Source organism: Helicobacter pylori oki112, assembly GCF_000600085.1.
GTDB lineage: Bacteria > Campylobacterota > Campylobacteria > Campylobacterales > Helicobacteraceae > Helicobacter > Helicobacter pylori_CY.
Genome location: NZ_CP006821.1, coordinates 593,733 through 617,438, shown reverse-complemented (window position 1 = coordinate 617,438; position 23,706 = coordinate 593,733). Strand labels below are relative to the sequence as shown.

Below are 23,706 nucleotides of genomic sequence, written 5' to 3'. Positions count from 1 at the left end.
TTGAGAGAGGATAAAAAAGGAGAGTGGCGATGAAAAAAATCGTTGTGAGTTGGTGTGTAGCGTTGGCTTTTTTAAGCGCGGATTCAACGCAAGCCAATAAAGCGATCAGTAATGCGGATTTGATTAAAGAAATAAGGGACTTGAAAAAAATAATCAGCGCGCAAAACACTGAGATTAACAATTTAAGAAAAGTGCAAGAAGTGTTGTCTGGGCAATTAGGGGATATGCGTAAGGATATATTAAGCACTAGAGATTATTGCATTAGCTTAAGGCCTTATATCTATAATTGGTGCTAGAGGACAATCAAAACATGAAAGCATGCGCCATTCAATGATGCAATCCTTTAATGGTTGAAAAATATGGTTGAAAAATTAAAGTTGGAGGGTTTGTTTCTCGCTTTGTGTCCTTATAATGGGGATTTTACAGAGTTTGAGTGTCCAAAGCGCGTTTAATCCCACACGCCTTAAAAAAAGTCCTCTTGTTGGGTTGTAGGGGTAAAATCAGTCTCCTTTTAGGGTTAAATATTCTATAATAAAATTTTAGGAAATTCAGTTTAAAGATATTAAAAAATGCCATACGCCTTAAGAAAAAGATTTTTCAAACGCCTTGCGCTGATTGTTTCCACTTTTTGCGCGATAAGTTTGAGTGCTAAAAGCTATCTGTTTTCCCCCTTGCCCCCAGCGCACCAGCAAATCATTAAGACAGAGCCTTGCTCTTTGGAATGCTTGAAAGACTTGATGTTGCAAAATCAAATCTTTTCTTTTGTATCTCAATACGATAGTAACAGCCAAGATGAGAGTCTTAAAACTTATTACAAAGACATACTCAATAAACTCAACCCTGCATTCATCGCTTCTCAAACTCCAGCTAAAGACAGCTATGAGCCTAAGATTGAATTAGCGATTTTACTGCCTAAAAAGGTGGTGGGGCGTTATGCCATTTCGGTGATGAACACCCTTTTAGCGTATTTGAACACTAGAAACAACGATTTCAATATCCAAGTCTTTGACAGCGATGAAGAAAGCCCTGAAAAATTAGAGCAAACCTATAAAGAAATTGAAAAAGAAAAATTCCCTTTTGTGATAGCCTTATTGACTAAAGAGGGCGTGGAAAATTTGCTCCAAAACACCACCATCAGCACCCCTACTTATGTGCCTACGGTGAATAAAACGCAATTAGCAAATCATACCGAGCCTTCTTTAAGCGAGTGCTTGTATTTTGGGGGGATTGACTATAAAGAGCAATTAGGCATGCTCACGGCTTTCATTAGCCCTAATTCACCCGTGATTGAATACGATGATGATGGCTTAATAGGCGAACGCTTGAGGCAAATCACGGAGTCTTTAAACATTGAAGTCAAACACCAAGAAAATATTTCTTACAAGCAAGCCACGAGTTTTTCTAAAAATTTTAGAAAAAACGATGCGTTTTTTAAAAATTCTATTTTGATTTTAAACACCCCTACCACTAAAAGTGGCCTGATCCTTTCTCAAATAGGGCTTTTAGAATATAAGCCCTTTAAAATCCTTTCCACGCAAATCAATTTCAACCCCTCTTTACTCTTACTCACCCAGCCTAAAGACAGAAAGGATTTATTCATTGTCAATGCCTTACAAAATAGCGATGAAACGCTTATAGAATACGCCTCCTTATTGGAGAGCGATTTAAGGCATGATTGGGTGAATTATTCCAGCACGATAGGGTTAGAGGTGTTTTTAAACACGCTAGATCCGCATTTTAAAAAGTCTTTTCAAGAAAGTTTAGAGGACAATCAAGTCCGCTACCACAATCAAATTTATCAGGCTTTAGGGTATTCTTTTGAGCCAATAAAAAATGAAAGCGGAACAAAAAAAGAATAATATTTAGATAATTATTTGAATACTTTTATTTTTAATCGGTTTTTAATAAAATTTGAATATGATACGAGCGAAAATTAAACAAAGGTTATTCTGTGTTAAAATTTCAAAAATTACCCTTATTGTTTGTTTCCATTCTTTACAATCAAAGCCCTTTGTTGGCTTTTGATTATAAGTTTAGCGGGGTAGCGGAATCCTTTTCTAAAGTGGGGCTTAACCATTCCAAACTCAATTCCAAAGAAGGGATTTTCCCTACAGCCACTTTTGTAACCGCCACAATCAAGCTTCAAGTGGATTCCAATCTGCTCCCTAAAAACATTGAAAAACACAGCTTAAAAATAGGCGTTGGCGGGATTTTAGGAGCACTCGCTTACGATTCTACCAAAACGCTCATCGACCAAGCCACGCATCAAGTCTATGGCTCAGAACTTTTTTTCTTCATAGGGCGTTGGTGGGGGTATTTAGGTAACGCTCCTTGGAAAGACTCCCGCATAGAATCTGACGCTCACACTCGTAATTATGTTTTGTATAATTCCTATTTGTTTTATTCTTATGGCGATAAATTCCACCTAAAGCTAGGGCGTTACCTTTCTAACATGGATTTTATGAGCGGTTATACGCAAGGCTTTGAAGTGGATTATCAAATCCATTCTAAAATAGCGTTAAAATGGTTTAGCTCTTTTGGGAGGGCTTTAGCTGCGGGGCAATGGATACGAGATTGGTATGCCCCTATTGTAACTGAAGATGGCAGAAAAGATGTTGATGATGGCATTCATGCGGTGCAACTCTATTTTTCTAGCAAACATGTTCAAGCCACGCCCTTTTTTTTATTTTTCACCTAAGACTTACGAAGCGCCCGGGATTAAAATCCATATTGATAGCAACCCGAAATTTAGAGGTTTAGGGTTACGATCTCAAACCCTTATCAATGTGATTTTCCCCGTTTATGCTAAAGATTTATACGATGTGGTTTGGCGTAACTCTAAGATTGGTGAATGGGGTTCATCGCTTTTAATCCACCAACGCTTTGACTGCAACGAATTTAACTTTGGCTTTGGTTATTACCAAAATTTTGGCAACGCTAACGCAAGGATTGGCTGGTATGGTAACCCGATCCCTTTTGACATAAGAAGTAACAGCATTTATGGTTTGGTTTTTAGTAACGCTGTTACCGCAGACTCTATTAGCGGATATGTCTTTGGTGGGGGCGTGTATAGAGGGTTTTTATGGGGGATTTTAGGCAGATACACTTACGCCACCAGAGCGAGCGAAAGATCCATTAACTTGCACTTGGGCTATAAATGGGGTTCTTTTGCTAGCGTTGATGTGAATTTACAATACTATGCGGTCAGCATGCACAACGGCTATAAGGTTAATGATCTCACTAGCCCTTTTAATAAAGCCTTTAAGGCGAACACACAAGACAGGAGCAACCTCATGGTTAGCGTGAAGTTCTTTTTTTAAACCCTATCAATTAGGCTTGGTAGAATTGAGCCATTGTTTTTGGAAATTAATGGCTTTTCTCAATTCGGCTTCTAGTTGGGCTAAAACATCTTTTAAAGGCTTAACATCAATCAAATTGTCTTGCTTGAAAGAATCCAGCTGTTTGTCAATTTGCAAAGCGGCGTCTAGCGCGTCTTGGGGGAATACCGGCTCGCCTAAAGCCTTTTTAATCGTTTCGCCGATTTCAATCGTTTCAGAGCCTTGATGATCTTTTAAGTTAGGATTATTTTCTTTGTCCTTAGGATTAGGCTCTAAGATCAAGCGCAAATGTTTGATTTTTTCATGCAAATCGTTAAGATCTTTTAAGTGATCGGTATTGCGTCCCCTATCAACCGCTTTTTCTAAAAGCTTATCGCTCAGGCTTACTAACTGATCGCTTAATTTCACGCTGTTGGCTTGAGCTTCTGTTACTTCATCAATATCAATCGCTGCTAAAGCGCTCACAAAATAAAAGGGCAACGCCCACCTTCTAAAACGAGAGAAAAACTTCTGCATTTACCTTCCTTAAATACGCTATAAAAATGATACTTTTTAATATGGTGGAGCTGTGGGGAATCGAACCCCAGTCCAAAAATCTTGTCCTAAACACAAACTTCTACAATGCTTAGAAAATTGGTTAGTTTTTTAGCCTTAAAACTAGCTCTGGTCCAATTTTCTAAAACCTTGAGATAGTTTCAAGAGTTCTTGTTTCTTAGTTTAAAAGGCGAACCACCTTTTAAAAGCGTCTAGCTTAAGGTTATGGAGTGATTAAAACGCTAGAAATTCTAATCAGTCCAGCTCCAAAAGGAGATTAACTCACGCAGCTTTAGCGTAAGCTGGAGCGTAATCTGTGTTGTTTACAGTTATTTTTGTTGCTGTTTTACAAGTAGCACTTGGCATGCTATCTGCGCGACAAGAAATCTGTCGAAATCCAAGTCAGCCCCATAATTTTAAAATTTTGTCTATTTTAGCTAACTTTTGCTAACAAAACGCAATGAATCATCAAAAATCATTGGCGCACAATATCAATATTTTCATCTTTAGGCTTAAAAACAAAGATCTCATTAGCAATGGTGGGGTTGATTTCTGCTTGAGAAAAAGTGATCGTTACAAGATTGTTCATTTCATCTTTAAATTCCAGCGAAAAAGGCTTGCCGTCTTTAAAAACCAAACGATAAGTGGTTTTGTTGATAGTCGTTTGAAAAGATCCGTCATCTTGCTTTTTCAAGCGCTTGAGAATGGTGAAAAAATCCGTCTTGTCTTTTAAGGGCGTGATGGTCGCTTGAAACAAATTAGGCTCATAAACCACCACTTCTTTATCGTTCATGTAAATTTCTTTTTTTAAAGGCTTTTCATAAACCCATAAAGCCCAATTAGGGGCTTTAGCCTTTAAAACCCCATAATAAACTAAAGGCTTTTCATTTTTTAAAACCTGCTTGAAATGCGCGCTAAAACTTTGCAAATGCTGCAAAACCTTTTCTTCTTTAGAAAGCGTTGAAGGATTTTTAGCATGAGCAACGCTCACAAAAATCAAAACCATTAAAATCTTTAAAAAAGCTTTCATTATTCAAACCTTAAAACAATCTCTCATCTTTAATAAAACCCCTTATTTTACAAGACTTTTATTTTATCCATGCTAAAATGGGATTAAAAACTGACGCTTTATTATATTAAAATATTGAAGCACTCTTAATAAGGTTATTACTACTATGATAAAAGCAATCATTGGAAAAATCATTGGCACCAGAAACGATCGCTGGATCAAACAATACAAAAAACAAGTCCTAACTATCAACGCCTTAGAGCCTACTTATGAAAAAATGAGCGATGTTGAGCTGCAAAACGCTTTTGAAGAATTAAAAAAACGAGTGCGATCCACAGAAAAAGATTTGCAAGAAAAAACCCTTTTAGAAGTCCTACCTGAAAGTTTTGCCATCACTAGAGAAGCGAGTAAAAGGATCTTAAAGATGCGCCATTTTGACGTGCAACTCATTGGGGGCATGGTCTTAAACGATGGCAAAATCGCTGAAATGAAAACTGGAGAGGGTAAGACTTTAGTCGCTACTTTAGCGGTGGCTTTGAACGCTTTAAAGGGCGAGAGCGTGTTCGTGGTAACCGTTAATGATTACCTAGCCCATAGGGATTCTAAAGAAATGGAGCCGTTGTATCAATTCTTAGGTTATAGCGTAGGCACGATCACTGCAAGCGTTCGAGATGATGATGAGCGTTTAGAAATTTATTCTAAAGACATTGTTTATGGCACTAATAATGAATTTGGCTTTGATTATCTAAGGGATAACATGAAATATTCTTTAGAGCATAAAGTGCAAAAATCCCATGCGTTCGCTATTGTTGATGAGGTGGATTCCATTTTAATTGATGAAGCGAGAACCCCTTTAATCATTTCAGGGCCTGTGGATAGGCGCATGGAAAATTACAACAAGGCTGATGAAGTCGCTAAAAGCATGCAAGCGGAAATAGATTTCACCATAGATGAAAAAAACCGCGCGATTTTAATCACTGAAGAGGGGATTAAAAAAGCCGAAAACCTCTTTGGCGTGGATAATTTATACAAGATTGAAAACGCCGCCCTATCGCACCATTTAGACCAGGCTTTGAAAGCGAATTATCTCTTTTTTATTGATAAAGATTATATTGTAGCCAATAATGAAGTGGTGATTGTAGATGAATTTACCGGCCGTTTGTCTGAGGGGAGGCGCTTTAGTGAAGGCTTGCACCAGGCTTTAGAGGCTAAAGAGGGCGTGAGCATTAAAGAAGAGAGCCAAACCTTAGCCGATATTACTTTCCAAAATTATTTCAGGATGTTTTCTAAACTCGCTGGCATGACAGGCACGGCTCAAACCGAAGCCACAGAATTTTTAGAAATCTACAATTTAGAAGTGGTGTCCATCCCTACTAATTTAGCGATCAAGCGCAAAGATTTGAACGATTTGATCTATAAGAGTGAAAAAGAAAAATTTGACGCTGTGATCCTTAAGATTAAAGAATTACACGATAAGGGACAGCCCGTTTTAGTCGGCACGGCCAGCATTGAAAAGAGTGAAACCTTGCATGCTTTACTCAAAAAAGAACGCATCCCTCACACCGTTTTAAACGCCAAGCAGCACACCAAAGAAGCTGAAATCATCAAAGATGCTGGGCTTAAAGGGGCGGTTACGATTGCGACTAACATGGCAGGCAGAGGCGTTGATATTAAACTCACTGATGAAATCAAAGAGCTTGGGGGGCTGTATATCATTGGCACTGAAAGGCATGAGAGTCGCAGGATTGACAACCAATTAAGGGGGCGAAGCGGGCGCCAAGGCGATCCGGGAACAAGCCAATTTTATTTGAGTTTAGAAGACAATCTGTTACGCATTTTTGGGAGCGATAGGATTAAGGGGGTGATGGAAAAATTAGGGCTTAAAGACGGCGAACACATTGAATCCAAGCTCGTAACAAGAGCGGTGGAAAACGCGCAAAAAAAAGTGGAGAATTTGCATTTTGAAAGCCGTAAGCATTTGTTAGAATACGATGATGTGGCTAATGAGCAACGAAAAAGCGTGTATAAATTTAGAGATGAATTATTAGATGCCAATTACGATATTGGTGCTAAAATCGCTGAAAACAGAGAATACGCGCTCCATCAAATCTTTTCCAAACTCAAAGCCTTTGACCATCAAAACCTGTCTAAAGAGGAACTTTTAGGGCTTAAAAACATCTTAAAAGAAGATTTTAACGCTCATGTTGGATTAGAAGATTTAGAAAAAGCCTCTCCTATTGAAAATTTTGTCGCAGAAAAATTAAAAAGTGATTATGAAAACAAAATGAAAGTTTTGGATAGCGAACAAAGAAGCCGGATTGAACGCATCGTGTATTTGCAGATTTTAGACAACGCATGGCGAGAGCACCTTTATACGATGGATAATCTCAAAACCGGTATTAATTTAAGAGGCTATAACCAAAAAGACCCCCTTGTAGAATACAAAAAAGAGAGTTACAACCTTTTCTTAGAACTCATTGAAGACATTAAAATGGAAGCGATCAAAACCTTTTCTAAGATCCAGTTTGAAAATGAGCAAGATTCTAGCGATGCGGAGCGTTATTTGGATAACTTTAGCGAAGAAAGAGAGCATGAGAGCGTAAATTACCGCCATGAAGAAGCCTTAGATGAAGATTTGAATGTGGCCATGAAAGCTTTTTCTAAAACCCCTAAAAGGAACGAGCCTTGCCCTTGTGGGAGCGGCAAAAAATATAAAGATTGTTGCGCTAAAAGCGGGCCTAAAAAGGGCTTATTTGCCAAATAGATCGTTGATTTTTTTCCTTATCAAGCGTTATTTGCGTTTTGATAAAAGCCAGCCATTTATTAGCATCACGGCCCTGTTGGCTTTTTTTGGCGTGGCGGTTGGCGTGATGGTTTTAATTGTGGCTATGGCGATCATGAACGGCATGAGTAAGGAATTTGAAAAAAAGCTTTTTGTGATGAACTACCCCTTAACGCTCTATACCACAAGCCCTTATGGGATCAGCGAAGAAGTGGTTCAAGCTTTAGAAAAAAAGTTCCCTAATTTGCTTTTTAGCCCCTATTTGCAAACTCAAAGCCTGATTAAAAGCGCGCATTCCATGAATGGTGGCGTGGTGTTTGGGGTTGATTTTTCTAAAGAAAGGCGCATCAATGAAGTTTTAAACGACGCTTTAAAAAACACTAATGAAAACGATCTTTTTAAAAACCCTTTTAATTTGATCGTGGGGAAAAGCTTGAGATACAGCTTGAATTTAGATCTCAATCAAAAAGCCGATTTGTTTTTCACCGAATTAGAGCCAACAGGTCTCACGCTCTCCCCTATCATGAAGCGTTTTACCATCAAAGGCGATTTTGATTCAGGGCTAAAATCTTATGACATGAGCTACATGTATTCTAGCCTTCAAGCCATAAGCGCGATCAGGAGATTGCCTTTAGGGCTTTATGATGGGGTGCATGTCTATTCTAAAACGCCCATGAAGGATATTGAAAATTTACGCAACGCTTTAAAAACCATCAACCACCATGGCATAGGCATTGAAGGGTGGTGGCAACAAAACGGGAATTTTTTCTCGGCTATGGAATTAGAAAAAAGAGCGTTATTCATTGTGCTCATGCTCATTATTTTAATGGCGTCTTTGAATATCATCAGCTCGCTTTTAATGGTGGTGATGAATAGGCGTAAAGAAATCGCCCTACTCTTTAGCATGGGGAGCAGTCAAAAAGAAATCCAAAAAACCTTTTTTTATTTGGGCAATATCATTGGTTTAGGCGGTGTGGCGCTTGGGGTGGTTTTAGCGTTTTTAAGCATGTATCTTTTAAGCGTGTTCCCTATCATCTCGCTCCCGGTGGATGTTTATGGCATTAACACCTTGCCTTTGGATCTGTCTTTAATGGATTTTATGCTCACTCTAATAGGCTCTATCATTATCGTAGCCCTTTCTTCTTATTACCCGTCTAAAAAAGCTTCTCGTATTGACGCTTTAAGCGTGTTAAGGAATGAATGAATTAAAAAATTAAATAATATTGAGATTAAATAAGGTTGAATATCTATATTTGATTAACAAAGAAAAATTTTATCCTCAAAATTAAAAAAAACAATAATATTATGCTAGTATTAGGGACGACTTAGTTAAGAATTAACTTTGTAAGTCGGACTTCGTAGAAAAAAGGACGAAAGATGAACAGACTGATTAGATGTTTAAGATCTGTAAGAAAAAATTTTCTTTGAAATGGTGTTGGCTTACTCTATTTAGAATTTTTTGTTTATACTAAGGGTTAAACATGAACTATAAAGTTGCATCTGCTAAAAATATCGCAACGCTTCTTTTTTTATTCTCTTCTCAAAGTCAAGCTTTTGATTTGGGTAAAATCGCTAAAATTAAAGCGGGTGCTGAAAGTTTCTCTAAAGTCGGTTTCAATAACAAACCCATCAACACTAATAAAGGGCTTTACCCTACCGAAACCTTTATGACGATCATGGCTTACATGCAAGTGGATTTTACGGAGCTCTTGCCCAAAAGCGCTACGGCTAACGGGCATCATTTAGACGGGAGTCTTGGGGGTTGGGGGGGTGCTGTTATTTTTGATAGCACTAAGGATTTCATTAACGAAGTTACAGGAAAACCCTATGGGGCTATGGCTTGGAACTATGTGGGCTATTGGGGCGGTCTTGTAGGGCAAAAACCATGGGCTAGTTGCGGGTTAGCCACAGGGAATTTGACCCAAGGCCAATACGATAAGATGACTCAAGCCCAAATGACACAGTTGTCTAACCAAGAAGCTTTAGAGGCTTCCACTTGCGCAAAAACTTATGCCGATCACACCAGAAACTATGTGATTTATAACGCTTACTTGCGCTACAACTACAAAGATATTTTTGAAATTAGGGGCGGAAGATACGAATCCCCAGCAGATTATATGAGTGGTTACAACCAAGGCTTGGACATGACCTTAAACTTAGGGAATTTCAAATTCTGGTGGTTTAGCTCTTTTGGTCGTGGTTTTGCCTATAATGAGTGGCTTTATAATTTCTATTCGCCTAAAACCTACACTCTTAAAAACGGGCAAACCATAAACCCTGGGGTGCATGCCTTTTATATCATTTGGAATTACAAGGGTTTCAGCATTCAGCCTTTTGTCTATTTTTCACCCTTTAACGAATACGACCCTAACTTTACGATCACTTATGATAGTAACCCCACTTTTACCGGATTGGGGTTTCGCTCTCAAACCGATATTACCGTGCTTAATCCCTTTTATGCTAAAAGATTTTGGGACACCTATCAATTTGGCATGCCAGCCGGTAAGAACGCGCACAGCTTGATGATCAAACAAAAGTTTGAATGGAATGAATACAATTTTGGTTTTGGGATTTATAAATCCTTTGGGAACGCTAACTGGATGATAGGCTACCATGGTAACCGCTTAGGCTTTGACTTTTGGACAAACACCGTTTATGCAAACACCCTTAACTCTTTGTCTTACATGATGGACGCGAACGCTTTTACCGTGTTTGCCTTTGGCGGTGGGGTGCATAGGAAACTCCTTTGGGGCTTATTGGGGCGTTTGACTTATGGGCCTAGGGCGAACGAACAAGTCATATCGCTCAACTTGGGCTACAAATTCACTAAAAATTTCTCGGCCGACATTAAGTTTGAATATTATAATGTGTTGATGCATCAAGGCTATAAAATGGGGTGGAATGGGCCAAAATTGGACAGCCAGCCTGCAACCGATCAAGACAGGAGCCATATTTTCACCGAGATAGTGTGGAAGCTTTAAACCCTCTTCAAATAACAACCCTTTTTAAAGGGCTTGTTAAAACCCTAGCAAGAAATTAGCCATTAAAAACGCTTTATCGCCTATTTTAAGGCTTGTTTTTAAAAAAGCGTTGGAATTTTAAATTTTTTTCATTACGCTATGGGCATTTTTGGCTCTGTGTTACTAAAACTTTTATTTTTAAAATGGGCTTTTTTTGCTTTGTCATTTTAAAACTCATTTTAAAGTTTTATTTAAAACTCATTTTTTAACTTCTTTATGGGGGGTTAGGGGTTTGAAGGTCAGTAGTTTTTCTCGGTAATATTCGTATTGCTTTTTCCTGGCTTCTATTTCAGCGGGGATACCGGCTAATAAATCGGTGGTTAGGATTGAAAATTGATCTAAAATCTTAACGATCTCTTGTTGGATTTCTAGGGGTGGGATGGGGAACTTATATTTTTTAAAAGCGGTCATATCCACAGAAGCAAAACCTGAAACATTAGTATTTTTTTTGCACCATTCCCCCAAAAGAAAACATTGATAAAAAAAGAATTTCATGTCTAAAGCAAGATCACAATTCGCTTTTTTGCTTAAAAAAGTGAATCGTTGATTCGCTAACGAATCAACGATTAAAAGGGCATGTTCGCCTATGGTTGCTGTTGTAGAAATCATAATAGAATTTTTAGGGAATAATTTCTTACCCTTTAAAGCCTTTGGGGTAATGTGTTGGATAGAGTCTTTTAAAATCCTCCCATTTTCTCTAATGTCTTCCATTCTAAACCAAGGGATAGTCCCTTTTTCCCAAAATTCAGGATTGTTTTTTGATGGGGTGTAACCATTTTTAATTTCAAAAACCTCTTCAAGCGTTTTAAACTCCACCCCCTTAGGCGCTAAAGTTTGGAGTAAGGTTTTCAAGCGTTTAGGGTAGGTTTTTGCGCCCATTTTTGCGTCTTTGTGGTTTAAATGGATGCCCTTAAAGTCTAAAAGCATGTTTTGGTAATATTGGTATTGCTTTTTTCGCGCTTTTAATTCTGTGTTTAATTCTGTGAAAGCGTCCAAAATCTTAACAATCTCTTGTTGGATTTCTAGGGGTGGGATGGGGAACTTATATTTTTTAAAAGCAGTCATATCCACAGAAGCAAAACCTGAAACATTAGTATTTTTTTTGCACCATTCCCCCAAAAGAAAACATTGATAAAAAAAGAATTTCATGTCTAAAGCAATATTACAATTCGCTTTTTTGCTTAAAAAAGTGAATTGTTGATTCGCTAACGAATCAACGATTAAAAGGGCATGTTCGCCTATGGTTGCTGTTGTAGAAATAATAATAGAATTTTTAGGGAATAATTTCTTACCCTTTAAAGCCTTTGGGGTAATGTGTTGGATAGAGTCTTTTAAAATCCTCCCATTTTCTCTAATGTCCTCCATTCTAAACCAAGGGATAGTCCCTTTTTCCCAAAATTCAGGATTGTTTTTTGATGGGGTGTAACCATTTTTAATTTCAAAAATCTCTTCAAGCGTCCTAAACTCCACCCCCTTAGGCGCTAAAGTTTGGAGTAAGCGCTCTATTTTATGCATTTTGCCCTTCTTCTAAATGGCTGATAATAAGATCATTAAGCCTTCATCGCGCGCATGGAGTTGGCTAAAGCTAAAAGCGTAACCCCCACATCGCCAAAGACCGCTTCCCACAAGCTCGCTACCCCCATAAGCCCCAGCACGATAAAAACCGCTTTAATCCCCAAAGCGAACAAGATATTTTGCCAAATGATGCTTTTAGTTTTTTTAGCGATCGCTAAAACTTTCACTAACGAATTTAAGGAGTCGTTGGTGATTACAATGTCTGCGCTTTGCTTGCTCAATTCTGAGCCTTTCCCCATGCCAATCCCCACATCAGCGCTCGCTAGAGTCGGAGCGTCATTGATGCCATCGCCTACAAAAATCGCCGGGGCTTTATAGCGTTCTTTAAAAGTTTTAAACACGCTCGTTTTTTCTTCAGGCAACAAGCTCGCATGATATTCACAGCCTAGAGTTTGAGCGATGCTCTCAGTCGCGCTTTTTCTGTCCCCGCTCAAAATGCAAAAATTTTCTATCCCTTGCACTTTTAAATCCCTTAAGCACTCTATGGCGTCATCTTTAATCTCATCGCTAATGACGATATAACCCACATAAGCCTGATTGAAAGCCACATGCACGATCGTGCCGTTTTCTTTGGAAGGGCTGTGCGCGATATTGAATTGATCGAGCATTTTTTCATTCCCTGCGATGATTAAATCCGCATGGCATTGCGCTTTAACCCCCATTCCGCTCACTTCTTCGTAATTTTTAATGTCATGCTGGTGCTTATCGTCCTTTAACATTTCTTCGCATGCTTTTTGAATGGATAAAGCGATCGGGTGCGTGGATAAAAGCTGCGAACAAGAAGCGTAATGCAAAACTTCTTCTTTAGAATGCCCGTTTTGCGGCACAATATCTGTTACTTTAAAAACGCCTTTAGTCAAAGTGCCGGTCTTGTCAAAAGCGATGCTTTTAGCTTGGGTAAGCACCTCTAAAACATGCACGCCTTTCATTAAAATGCCCTTTCGGCTCGCCGCTCCCACGCCCCCAAAATACCCTAAAGGCACAGAGATCACTAACGCGCAAGGACAGCTCACCATTAAAGCCACAAGCCCCCTATAAATCCACTCATCAAAGCTCCCCATAGAAAACAAGGGCGGTAATATAGCAATCATTAAAGCAATGAATAAAACGCTTGGGGTGTAGTAGCGTGAAAATTTAGTGATGAATTTCTCGGTTTCGCTCTTTTCATTCGTGGCTTGTTGGACCAAATCCACCACTTTAGCGATAGAAGAATCTCTATACATTTTTTCTACTTTAATTTCAAGGACCGCTTTTAAATTCAAGCTCCCCCCTAAAACTTTAGAGCGTTCGCTGACATTAACAGGCATAGACTCTCCGCTCAACGCCCTTTCATCTAGCAAACTTTCGCCCTTAACTACCACGCCATCCACAGGCACTTTTTCGCCAACTTTCACCACCACAATGTCATTGACTCTTAAATCTTCAGGCGCAACGCTCACTAGTGCATCGCCCTTTTTCAAATAAGCCAAATTAGGAGCGACATCCACTAAAGCCTTAAGGGATTTTTTAGAGCGAGAGACAGCGAGTTTTTGCAAAAATTCGCCCGCTGAATAAAACACCATAATAGACACGCTCTCTTCATAAGCCCCCACGCAAAAAGCCGCAATAGTTGCAATGAGCATCAAAGCGTTTTCATCAAAAAACTGCCCTTTTCTAATCCCACGAAACGCTCCTAAAATCACATCTTTACCGCTCACTAGATACACTAAAGCCAACACGAAAAACACCGCTTTTTCAATAAAAGGGCTAGGGTTTAGGTGTAAGATTAAAATCGCGCCCAAAAAGACCATGATCGTAACAATAAGTGGGGTAAAACTCAAGGGCTTTTCTGTGGCCTCTTTAAAAGACAGACTCAAATGCGGTTCATTCTGCTTGATGAAAGCCTTAACTTTTTCAAAATCGCTCGTGTCCAAAAACAACTTACTGGTGCTGAAATTGATTTGAGCTTTTTTCACATAGTCTAATTTGTTTAAATCCCTTTCTAATTTAGACGCGCAATCAGGGCAATCCAAATTATGAATGTGGTATTCTTGCATTTTCTCTCCCTTATAAAAATCCTTTTAAGAAATCTTTCTAAAACTCAGCGCTTTAAGCACATGAGTTTTTTCTATATCCTCGCAAGCGTTTAAATCCGCAATCGTCCTAGCGACCTTTTTGACCTTATTAATAGAGCGCATGGACAGATTAAACCTTTCAACCGCCTGTTCTAACAACTTTTTTGCTTCAGCGTTTAAAGGGCAAAATCTCTCTATCTGCTCTTCATTAAGCTTACCATTAAAAGCGCTCTGTTTCCTTAACTTTTGCTGTTTGAAAGCTAATAATACCAATTGATGCATCTCTTTTGAAGTCCAAGAATGCGACGGCGTGTCTTTATAATTCCTCTCTTCCATTTGCACAAACAAATCAATCCTGTCCAAAAAAGGCTCGCTCAAGCGGTTTTTATACTGCGTGATTTCTCTATCTTGGCAACGGCATGCTTTGGTTGAGCTGAGTAAATTCCCGCACAAGCAAGGGTTTTGAGCCCCTACAAATAAAAAGGAGGTTTCGTATTCAATCTTGCTATGCACTCGTGAGATCACCAATTTATTGTTTTCTAAAGGCTCTCTTAAAGCTTCCAAAATATCCTTTTTAAAATGGGGCAATTCATCAAAAAAAAGCATGCCGTTATGCGCTAACGCGATTTCGCCAGGTTTTGGCTCTTTTAAAGAGCTTGAGCCTAAAATGCTGGATTTTGAAGCGCTTTGGTGAGGGTTTCTAAAACTCCTTAAAGGGTAATAGGCGCTGTCTTGCTCGCTTAAAATGCGTAATTTTGTCGCTTCTAGGATTTCATTCAGGCTTAATGGAGGCAAGATATAACGCATGCGGTTAATGATCATGCTTTTCCCACACCCTGGACTTCCCTCTAAAATCAAGTTATGAAACCCAGCGCTAGCGATCAAAGCGGCCTCTTTAGCGACAGCTTGCCCCTTAACTTCTTTAAAATCTAAGGCATAGGCGTCTGAAAAATAATACTCTTTATCGTTTAATTCTATCGTTTTAAAGGGTAGTTTTTTCGTATGGGTGTCTGCTTTGGTTTCAGGGTTTTGCAAGATTTCTAAAGCTTCTTTAAAATGCCCCACAAAAAAGCATTGCAAATTAGGGATAAGCGAAAAAAGCTCCTCATTCGCCTTAGGCGCAATGACTTTAGCATGGGGGTGTTTAATGGCAATGTCTAAAAGCATGGGGAAAATGTTAGGATTGGGTTTGATCTTGCCATCAAGCCCTAACTCCCCAAAAGCAAACCACTCTTTAAAAGCCAACTCTTGTTTTTGCAAAGCGATTAAAAGAGCGATAGGCAAATCAAAATGGCTCCCGGATTTGGGCAAATCTGAAGGGGAAAGGTTGATGGTGATTTTTAAAGGCGGGAAAGTGAAATCGTTATTCTGTAAGGCTGACTGGACCCGCTGTTTGGCTTCTTGGATAGAGTTATTAGCCAAGCCTGAAATCACAAACGCCGGCAAAGCCCTTGTGAAAGTCGCCTCCACGGCCACGATTTCTGCCACTCCCCTTTGCATGGTCGTGCAAAATATCGTGTTAATCATGGTGGTTACTTGTGTTTTTGTTTTTTTTGCAGCTCTTTGAGTTCTTTTTCAAATTTCTTACGCTTCAAAATGGATAATTTATCCACGAATAACACGCCATTGAGGTGATCGATCTCATGCTGAATGGCTACCGCTAAAAGCTCGCTCGCTTCTAAAACTTTCACTTCAGCGAAGCGGTTTTGGTATTCTATCTTAACCTTTTCAAAACGCTCCACTTCTTCATAAAATCCCGGCACAGACAAGCACCCTTCTCTATACATTATTGAACCCCCAGTTTCTATAAATTTAGGGTTAATGATTTCCAAGCAGTCTTCCTTGTGTTGCACGCCGTCTTCTCGTGGGAGGTTGATAATGAGCATTCTTAAAGGCAAGCCCACTTGAATAGCGGCTAACCCTATCCCCTCACTAGCGATCATAGTCTCATGCATGTCATCTAGCTGTTGGTGGAGTTTTGCATCAAAAGAAACGACCTCTTTAGAAATCGTTCTTAAGATTTTAGAAGGGTAATGGATAATCTCTAATAACGCCATGCAATCACTTCACATTTTTCTGTAACACTTTATCAATCAAGCCATACTCTTTAGCTTCTTTAGCGCTCATATAAAAATCCCTGTCCGTGTCTTTAGCGATTTGCTCCAAACTCTGCCCTGAGTTTTGAGCCAAAATAGAATTCATCAAACCTTTAAGCCTAAGGATCTCGTTAGAAATGATTTCAATATCGCTCGCTTGCCCTTGAGCCCCCCCTAAAGGCTGGTGGATCATAATCCTTGAATGAGGCAATGAAAAGCGCTTGCCCTTAGCCCCACAGCTCAGTAAAAACGCCCCCATAGAAGCCGCTTGACCGATGCAAATCGTGGAGACATCAGGGCGGATAAAATTCATGGTGTCATAAATGCTAAGACCGCTTGTTATCACCCCACCGGGAGAATTGATATACAAGCCAATGTCTTTTTCAGGGTCTTCAGCTTCCAAAAACAAGAGTTGGGCCACGATAGAAGACGCCACGCTGTCATTAATTTCACCGCTCAATAAAACAATGCGATCCTTTAAAAGGCGCGAGTAAATATCATAGCTACGCTCCCCACGATCGGTATTCTCTATTACATAAGGAATGTATCCCATCATCTCTCCTTTTTAGCTGTTTAACCCGCTTGAATTTTTTGAGCGTTGGGCCTCATTTTTTCTAAAATTTCTTGCTGTTCTTTAGGCAGGTTTTTATCCAACAAATAAGCTAACACCCTATCTTCAATCATCGCCATTTTCACCGCCGCTAACATGTTATTTTTGCGGTATTGCTCAATGAGATTTTCTGGGTTTTGCCCTGTCATCATCGCTTCATAATACAAAGTTTGAAAGACTTCATTGTCATGCACGCCAATTTTTTCTTCTTTCGCTAAAGCGTCAATGATAAAAGTGATTTTCACGCTTTTTGTCGCATCGTTCCTAAAGCTCTCACGCTTTTCTTTGGCTTTTTCTTGACTTTCTTGTAAGGATTTGACTTCCGTAGCCTGCATGGAATAAAGAGCGTTCCTGAACAACAAATCCATTTCTTGCTCTATGATCGTTTTAGGCAAATCAAAAACGATTTTTTCATCTAAATTTTCAATCAATTTTTCTTTCAACTCTTCGTTATAGAGTCTGGCTTTATTTTCTAAAAACAACTGCCCTTCAACCCTTTCTTTTAAAAGCTTTAAAGTCGCATTTTCTTCATTAGCCAACACGATTTTAGCGAGTTCGTCATTGATTTCTAACGCTTCACGCGCTTGAATCTGGTGTAATTTCACTTTAAAAAGGGCTTCTTTGCCGGCTAAATGCTCTGCATGGTATCCGCTAGGGAAAGTCAAAGGGAATTCTTTTTCTTCGCCCGCTTGCATGCCTAAAAGAGCCTTTTCAAAATCTTCTAGCATTTGCTTACTGCCTAAAATCAAATTAAAATTCTCAGCCTTGCCCCCTTCAAAAGGTGCATTATCTATAAAACCTTCAAAATCAATCGTCAATTTATCGTCATTTTGAGCTTTTCTTTGAGCGTCAGTATCCACAAATTTCGCGTAATCTTTAGCGAGCTGTTTCAAACGCTCATCAATTTTTTCTTCATTTGGAATTTCCACTCCCACGCTAGGCACGCACTCTTTGATCTTGTCTAAAACAATCGTGGGTTTTAAGCCGATGTCCGCTTCTATTTCAAAATGCGTGCCTTTTTTTTCAAATTTAGTGAGATTGGGGCTGCCGATTAAATCCTTATTTTCAATCCCTAATTCCTTAAAAGCGTTTTTTAAAACCTCTTGAATCATTTCTTCTTGAGCGTCTTGTTCAATTTGGGCTTGATAACGGGTTTTCACTAAACTAAGGGGGACTTTACCTCTTCTAAAGCCATCAATTTTAACTTTTTGGGCGATTTTTTGAGCGATTTTATCATAACGCTTTTCTAAATTCTCAATGGAAGGTTTAGCGCTCAAACGGGCGTTAGCGGTGTCAATCTTTTTCACTTCAAGATTCATTTTTTTCCTTAATGGCTAAAAAATTAAATTTTTGTATCATTATAGCTTAATTTGTTTTAATTCCGGTTGATAAATAGCGGTTTTAATTCTAGTTTTCAAAAATTTAAAAAACTAAAAGTCATAAGTTGAAGTGAGATAGACAGAAATATTGCGCTTGAAATGAAGGGTGTATAAAGGGGTTTTAAAATAATCATTGGTTAAAAAGGGGATGCGCACGCCAAATTCTATCGCCCAATTCTTATACCTTGAAAAGCGGTAACGATACCCCACATTCAGCATCACTTGAAACATGTAAGGGTGATAAACGCTTGAAAGATCTTTAGCCCACTTTTTAAAAATCTTTGTTTCATAAAACCAGGTTTCGCCCACGAAATTCATCCCTAAAATCAGCGTCCCGAAAGCGCGTTTGTATAAAAAGTCAGCTCCCGTGCCATAAAAAATAGCGTTAATAAAAGTCTCTTTTCTTTGTAATTTTTCTCTATAGCTTTTAGGGATCTGCGAACTCTCCCTCAAACTATCGCCCAACACGCCCTTATTTTTAAGAAAAAACCCATAAGCATAGTCCAAAGAAATATAAAAGCGGAAACCATAGCGCTCTTTTTTAGGAAAAAATTGTTTATAGCCATAAATCAAACTGACTTCAGCAAAAGGAATATCTCGGTATTTTGAATGGTTTTCAAATTTTTCCCTGCTCTGTAGCCATGACATTTGCACCACGCTTGTGCCATAATAATGGGAGCTTTTGTCTATGTTAAAAAGTTTTTTTTTGGGCTTTTTAGGCTCAGCAAAACATGGAGGGTGGGCCTTGCCCCTTAAACACTTCTTTGCTAAAAACCGCTGGAATCCTAGATCTTCTTTTTTGAGAATTGTGTAAGTAACCAGATCATCAGCCCTTAAATACACGCTCAAAAAGAACGCTAAAAACCCCTTTTTAAGCAGTTTATTCAAGCGTTCTTTTCTTATGCGTTATTTGTCTTTATCGGTTTCTCTTGTTTTTCAATTCCTTGGCGTCTTTTTGATAAGATTCTAAATTCTTTTGAGTGAGTTTTTTGTCTATTTCTTGCATGATATTTGCAAAAATCTTGTTCAAAGCGCTCTTGATCGCGTCATTAGAATTATCCGTTCCCTTAACCATAGTGCTAACTAACCCCCCGCTATGGCTTGAATGGGTGGTTTTTAAGAATTTTTCTTGAATGTCCAACTCGCTCAAATCCATCGTAAAAGAATCCAAAGATTCCCCACTCATAGGCTCTAGTATGGTAACCTTGACAAACCCGGCCGGGATTAAAACCCCTTCCATTTTGTCCAAACCAGTGGAGAATAACAACCCAGGTTCTGATTTTTTCTGTATGGTCCTTTTAGGATCGGGGCGTAAAACAATTTCGCCGTTCATAGCAACAACCAAATACCCTTCTTTTTTTTGCGAAAAAGAAAGATCGTCTTTATCGCTGCTATCTACGTTAATAACCTTATAGCCCTGATTTTGCAAAATCTGTTCAACCTTGAGCGTGGTTTGATTCTTGAATTTGTTTTCATACTCTTTAGCAATATTATCGCTGTATTGAAAAGCTGGCCTTAAAAGTAAAATCTTTTCATCTAACGCTTGAACTTTCTCGCTAGCTGGATGGTAATTCAACTTCAAAGTGACTTCATTGGTTTCAATGATATGCGGGTTGCATCCCACTAACAAAGCCACCACGCTCACGCCTAAAAGGCATTTTTTCCATGCAAAATCTTTAAAATGATTATTTGCTTTCATCGTTCTATCCTTGATTGTAATATTTTAGACTTCTATAACAACAAACCCGAAGCAACCAACACGCTTTTGTTGTCAAAATGTTATTTTACCCTAACATCTTTAGATTATCAGTCTTTTTCTATTTTTTAGCGTTATAATCCCCGCTTTTGCCTCCACTTTTATGCTCCAACATCACACCGCTAATTGTCATGCTCTTATCAATGGCTTTCACCATGTCATAAATGGTTAAAAGCCCTATACTCACACTCATTAGCGCTTCCATTTCTACGCCCGTTTTAGCTTGAGTTTTGACTCTCGCATAGAGTTTAAAACTACAAGTCTCTTTTTCTTCTAAAATATCAATATCCACCCCATTGAGCATGATTGAATGGCACATGGGAATGAGCTCGCTTGTCTTTTTAGCCCCCATAATCCCAGCAATAATAGCAGTCTGTAACACCGGACCCTTTTTGACGCAATGATTAACAATAGCGTCATAAGCCTCTTTATTCATGCTGATGCGACCGCTTGCTAGAGCGATTCTTTCAGTGGTTTCTTTATCCCCTATATCCACCATTTTAGGCTGATTTTCTTCATTCAAATGAGCGAGTGGCATTTTTTACCTTATTGTTTGGGGCGAAACGCTTGAATGTTTTTTTCATTCACTTGCATATAATTCCCTAAAATCAAATCCACGCAATAAGGAATCGCTGGAAAAACCGCCTCTAAGCATTCTCTAATACTTTTTGGCTTACCAGGGAGATTAATAATCAAACTCTTATTCCTAATACCAGCACTCTGGCGCGATAGAATCGCTGTAGGCACATATTTTAAACTAGTCATTCGCATAAGCTCTCCAAAACCAGGAAGCATTTTTTGGCACACTTTTTCTGTGGCTTCTGGGGTTATGTCTCTTAAAGCAGGGCCTGTGCCTCCTGTAGTAACGACTAGATCGCATTGGTATTCATCGCACATTTTAATCAGCGATTTTTCAATCAAATCCCTTTCATCAGCGACAATTTCGTAATGGAATTCTAAAGGATTGAGCAGGTATTCGCTCAACACTTCTTGTATCGCCTTGCCGCTTAAATCTTCATAAATCCCTTTTGACGCTCTATCGCTCGCGCTCAAAACGCCTATATGAATCGTTTGCACTTTAACTCCTTTTTACGCTAAAAGCCCGCTCCCTTTTAAAGGGTGGCTTCTTTCTTTAGCGTAAATGCGTTTATTATCAATCAAATCGTATTTCCAAATAGGAGCGTTACGCTTAAAATCTTCAATAAAATCTTCGTATAGTTCTAAGGCATTTTTTCTATTCTTTCCCATTAAAACGCATAAAAATGAGCTTTGTCCTATCAAAACATCGCCCAGGCTGTGCGCCATCTTTAACACCACGCCCAAATCTTTGGCTTTATGGTGCCATTTTTCAAACCAAGTCTTTAATAGCGCTTCATAAATATCAAAACTCAAGCCTTGAATGTTACCCTCTTTTCTCACAATCCCCACAAACACACAAAACGCTCCAAAGTTTTTAATGCGAGCTTCCTCTTGGTAGGCTTTCAAAAGCTCACTAGTATCCAATGCCCCTTGAATGATTTTTAACACCTAGCCCCCACAAACCGGTGGCAACAAACTTACCACATCGCCATCTTTTAAAGGCGTGTTTAAATTGTCTATTAAGTGATCATTAAGGGCTATCGCGCAAACGCCCAACCACTCTTTTAAGCCCTCTTTTTCTTGTAAAATCGCTCTTAATTCTTTTAAATCACTCGCTTTGACGAAAAAATTTTCTTCTTTTATGGGTCCAAAAAATCGCACTTCTACCATTATCTTACCCCTATATTGTGCCTTTTAAAGCTTATTTTAAAAGAGTTTTCACAATAAATGCCCCATTTTGAGCTTTTTGACTTCCAAATACCCTTGATTGTGTTCATTAGCACACACGATCAAGCTCTCTCTTGTTACCTCAGCGTATTTTTCTAAAGTGGCGATTTTTTTAGGGTTGTTTGTGAGTAAGCGCATTTTTTTAATGCCGTAATATTCTAAAATTTCACCCGCAATACTATAATCCCTTTCATCGTCTTTAAACCCTATCATTTCATTGGCTTGAATGGTATCATAGCCCTTATCTTGCAAAGCGTAGGCATTGACTTTATTAAATAGCCCTATCCCACGCCCTTCTTGGCGCAAATAAATCACTAGCCCCCCTTCTTTAGAAATCCTTTCTAACGCCATTTGCAACGCCCCCCCGCAATCGCATTTTTGAGAGCCTAGAGCGTCGCCGGTCAAGCATTCTGAATGCAAACGCACTAAGGGGTTTTGAGAAAAATTAGGGGTGAAAACCACTAAATGATCTTTAGAGCCATTAGAACCCTTTTCTCTAAAGCACTGGATACAAAACTCCCCAAATTGAGTGGGTAATTTGGCTTGGTTAGAGACTTCTAATCGTTTCAAGGATACTCCTAAAATTAGTTTTAAAACGCATCTTTTAAAAAAGGTATTCTATCAAAACTCTTTATAATTTTCTTAAAAAGTTATTGAACGAACAACCCCATCTTTTAAAAACCTCTAACAAACTCACCGCCCTTAAAGCTAGTTGCTCCATTATAGATTTGGGAAGTCAATGCATTTTTGATTGGCCTTAAGGGGTTGGTGCGTTTAGAATGATTTGCACCGATGAAAATGTTTTTAAAATCGCTTGATGTGGGGTCTCCTTTAAAATTTGTAAGTCAAATTCAAACCATTGGGGCTTAAATTAGAACGGATTTCATGTTTATTATAAATCCCTAAAGCTTCCCCAAGCCCTAAATCTCTAATGATAAAACCGATAGGATCCATAAGAGCGATAACTAAACGCCCTAAAAATAAAGAGCCAAAAAGCTTGCCTTCATTGCGTTGGATATAGCGTGTGAGCTGATAAAACCCTTCCCCTAAAATAGATCCTAATAAAGGCGTGATCACTAGATCCTGCCAGCTAGGCACTTCCACAAACGCTTCCAAGCCATATTCCCAAAAAAGCGTGGAAGTGATAAAAGAAAAAAACGCTGAGGCCATCCAGCTAAACCCAGCCATGCGCGGTTGCATATAATACATAGCCCCAAAATAAGGGTGCAAAATTTCATTAAAAATAAAACTATCATTGTCTAGTTTTGGCCCCATGCGGACATTTTCAAACCAACTTTTGATCCCAAACTTTTCTTTATCCCAATTCGTTACGCTCTCTGGCATGAGATACAACCCTACAATCCCTATCACCAACGACACGCCCAAAATCCCTATACTTGTGCCTAAATATTTCCAACGGCTATTTGGGGCATAAGGGATCGTGTTGCTCTTTTTAAACTTCTTTTTAAAGTGTTGCCAAATAAGATTTTTAGGGCTTCGTCTGAGCGTTTCTTCTAATTGAATGCTGTTAGCGTTTAAAAAACTACAGCCTAACCCCCAAATAATAACGCAAACCATCCAAATCTTTTGGAAGGTTTTTAGGACTATTTTCAATAATATTTTTAGGAATGTTTTTAATGAAATCAGCATAAACTCTATTATTACTCTCATCAGGTTGCAAACTTTATTGCTTGACTTAAAAAGAGTTTATTATACTTTAAAAACATTACAACACATTCAATAAAAC

The 23,706-nt window shown here is 38.8% G+C and carries 21 protein-coding genes, 1 other RNA gene and 1 pseudogene; 6 read left to right on the top strand and 17 right to left on the bottom strand.

What is annotated here, in order from left to right:
- The first annotated feature begins 29 nt into the window (after positions 1-29).
- The 3 genes and pseudogenes from HPOKI112_RS03015 (at position 30) to hofE (ending at position 3,320) form a co-directional block, all read left to right on the top strand.
- Complete coding sequence (locus HPOKI112_RS03015; protein ID WP_025309737.1) at positions 30-296, top strand: hypothetical protein; 267 nt, start codon at positions 30-32, stop codon at positions 294-296.
- Between the two features lie 273 nt (positions 297-569).
- Positions 570-1,859 (top strand): DDE transposase, encoded by a 1,290-nt coding sequence (locus tag HPOKI112_RS03010; RefSeq protein WP_025309736.1) that lies wholly within the window; start codon positions 570-572, stop codon positions 1,857-1,859.
- Between the two features lie 92 nt (positions 1,860-1,951).
- Positions 1,952-3,320 (top strand): annotated as a pseudogene (hofE, locus tag HPOKI112_RS03005) (outer membrane beta-barrel protein HofE).
- Between the two features lie 6 nt (positions 3,321-3,326).
- Here the strand turns inward: hofE and HPOKI112_RS03000 are convergent.
- The 3 genes from HPOKI112_RS03000 to lolA all read right to left on the bottom strand — a co-directional run bounded on the left by HPOKI112_RS03000 (position 3,327) and on the right by lolA (position 4,902).
- Positions 3,327-3,854, bottom strand: a complete 528-nt coding sequence (locus HPOKI112_RS03000) for a hypothetical protein (RefSeq protein ID WP_025309735.1) — start codon at positions 3,852-3,854, stop codon at positions 3,327-3,329.
- A gap of 42 nt (positions 3,855-3,896) precedes the next feature.
- Positions 3,897-4,282, bottom strand: a transfer-messenger RNA (tmRNA) gene (gene ssrA, locus HPOKI112_RS08000).
- 65 nt (positions 4,283-4,347) lie between these two features.
- On the bottom strand, positions 4,348-4,902 hold the full coding sequence (gene lolA, locus HPOKI112_RS02990; RefSeq protein WP_025275853.1) for a LolA-like outer membrane lipoprotein chaperone: 555 nt from the start codon (positions 4,900-4,902) through the stop codon (positions 4,348-4,350).
- Between the two features lie 145 nt (positions 4,903-5,047).
- On the opposite strand from lolA, the gene secA reads away from it, so the two are divergent.
- The 3 genes from secA to hofF all read left to right on the top strand — a co-directional run bounded on the left by secA (position 5,048) and on the right by hofF (position 10,644).
- Complete coding sequence (gene secA, locus HPOKI112_RS02985) at positions 5,048-7,645, top strand: preprotein translocase subunit SecA (protein ID WP_025309734.1); 2,598 nt, start codon at positions 5,048-5,050, stop codon at positions 7,643-7,645.
- A complete protein-coding gene (locus HPOKI112_RS02980) occupies positions 7,635-8,867 on the top strand; it encodes an ABC transporter permease (protein ID WP_025309733.1) in 1,233 nt (410 codons plus the stop codon). Before secA ends, HPOKI112_RS02980 begins: the two co-directional genes overlap by 11 nt.
- Before the next feature lie 277 nt (positions 8,868-9,144).
- Entirely contained in the window at positions 9,145-10,644 is a 1,500-nt protein-coding gene (hofF, locus tag HPOKI112_RS02975) for an outer membrane beta-barrel protein HofF (RefSeq protein WP_025309732.1), read from the top strand.
- Positions 10,645-10,881: 237 nt separating this feature from the next.
- Here hofF and HPOKI112_RS02970 read toward each other — a convergent pair whose 3' ends face one another.
- From HPOKI112_RS02970 to HPOKI112_RS02905, 14 genes are all read right to left on the bottom strand, one after another.
- On the bottom strand, positions 10,882-12,198 hold the full coding sequence (locus HPOKI112_RS02970; RefSeq protein ID WP_025309731.1) for a restriction endonuclease subunit S: 1,317 nt from the start codon (positions 12,196-12,198) through the stop codon (positions 10,882-10,884).
- A 35-nt stretch (positions 12,199-12,233) separates the two neighbouring features.
- The gene (locus HPOKI112_RS02965) at positions 12,234-14,294 is read right to left on the bottom strand and encodes a heavy metal translocating P-type ATPase (protein ID WP_025309730.1); all 2,061 of its coding nucleotides are present in this window, start codon (positions 14,292-14,294) and stop codon (positions 12,234-12,236) included.
- A gap of 24 nt (positions 14,295-14,318) precedes the next feature.
- Complete coding sequence (locus HPOKI112_RS02960) at positions 14,319-15,839, bottom strand: YifB family Mg chelatase-like AAA ATPase (protein WP_025309729.1); 1,521 nt, start codon at positions 15,837-15,839, stop codon at positions 14,319-14,321.
- 5 nt (positions 15,840-15,844) lie between these two features.
- Positions 15,845-16,369 (bottom strand): peptide deformylase, encoded by a 525-nt coding sequence (gene def, locus HPOKI112_RS02955; protein ID WP_015427911.1) that lies wholly within the window; start codon positions 16,367-16,369, stop codon positions 15,845-15,847.
- Between the two features lie 4 nt (positions 16,370-16,373).
- Positions 16,374-16,961: an ATP-dependent Clp endopeptidase proteolytic subunit ClpP gene (gene clpP / locus HPOKI112_RS02950; protein ID WP_000540573.1), complete on the bottom strand. Its 588-nt coding sequence runs from the start codon at positions 16,959-16,961 to the stop codon at positions 16,374-16,376.
- Positions 16,962-16,981: 20 nt separating this feature from the next.
- Positions 16,982-18,337, bottom strand: coding sequence for a trigger factor (gene tig, locus HPOKI112_RS02945; protein WP_025275846.1), 1,356 nt, complete (start codon positions 18,335-18,337; stop codon positions 16,982-16,984).
- A gap of 111 nt (positions 18,338-18,448) precedes the next feature.
- A complete protein-coding gene (locus HPOKI112_RS02940) occupies positions 18,449-19,285 on the bottom strand; it encodes an outer membrane protein (protein ID WP_025275845.1) in 837 nt (278 codons plus the stop codon).
- Between the two features lie 28 nt (positions 19,286-19,313).
- Positions 19,314-20,096, bottom strand: coding sequence for a flagellar sheath lipoprotein HpaA (hpaA, locus tag HPOKI112_RS02935; RefSeq protein WP_025276811.1), 783 nt, complete (start codon positions 20,094-20,096; stop codon positions 19,314-19,316).
- 118 nt (positions 20,097-20,214) lie between these two features.
- Positions 20,215-20,691: a cyclic pyranopterin monophosphate synthase MoaC gene (gene moaC / locus HPOKI112_RS02930; protein WP_025275843.1), complete on the bottom strand. Its 477-nt coding sequence runs from the start codon at positions 20,689-20,691 to the stop codon at positions 20,215-20,217.
- Between the two features lie 8 nt (positions 20,692-20,699).
- The gene (gene mog, locus HPOKI112_RS02925; protein WP_001193314.1) at positions 20,700-21,230 is read right to left on the bottom strand and encodes a molybdopterin adenylyltransferase; all 531 of its coding nucleotides are present in this window, start codon (positions 21,228-21,230) and stop codon (positions 20,700-20,702) included.
- A 12-nt stretch (positions 21,231-21,242) separates the two neighbouring features.
- Positions 21,243-21,680 (bottom strand): molybdopterin synthase catalytic subunit, encoded by a 438-nt coding sequence (locus HPOKI112_RS02920; protein ID WP_025275842.1) that lies wholly within the window; start codon positions 21,678-21,680, stop codon positions 21,243-21,245.
- Positions 21,681-21,902, bottom strand: coding sequence for a MoaD/ThiS family protein (locus HPOKI112_RS02915; protein ID WP_000230624.1), 222 nt, complete (start codon positions 21,900-21,902; stop codon positions 21,681-21,683). It lies immediately after the preceding gene.
- A 48-nt stretch (positions 21,903-21,950) separates the two neighbouring features.
- The gene (gene ribA, locus HPOKI112_RS02910; RefSeq protein ID WP_025309728.1) at positions 21,951-22,529 is read right to left on the bottom strand and encodes a GTP cyclohydrolase II; all 579 of its coding nucleotides are present in this window, start codon (positions 22,527-22,529) and stop codon (positions 21,951-21,953) included.
- Positions 22,530-22,790: 261 nt separating this feature from the next.
- Positions 22,791-23,537, bottom strand: a complete 747-nt coding sequence (locus tag HPOKI112_RS02905; RefSeq protein ID WP_235170056.1) for a DUF3943 domain-containing protein — start codon at positions 23,535-23,537, stop codon at positions 22,791-22,793.
- Positions 23,538-23,706 lie beyond the last annotated feature (169 nt).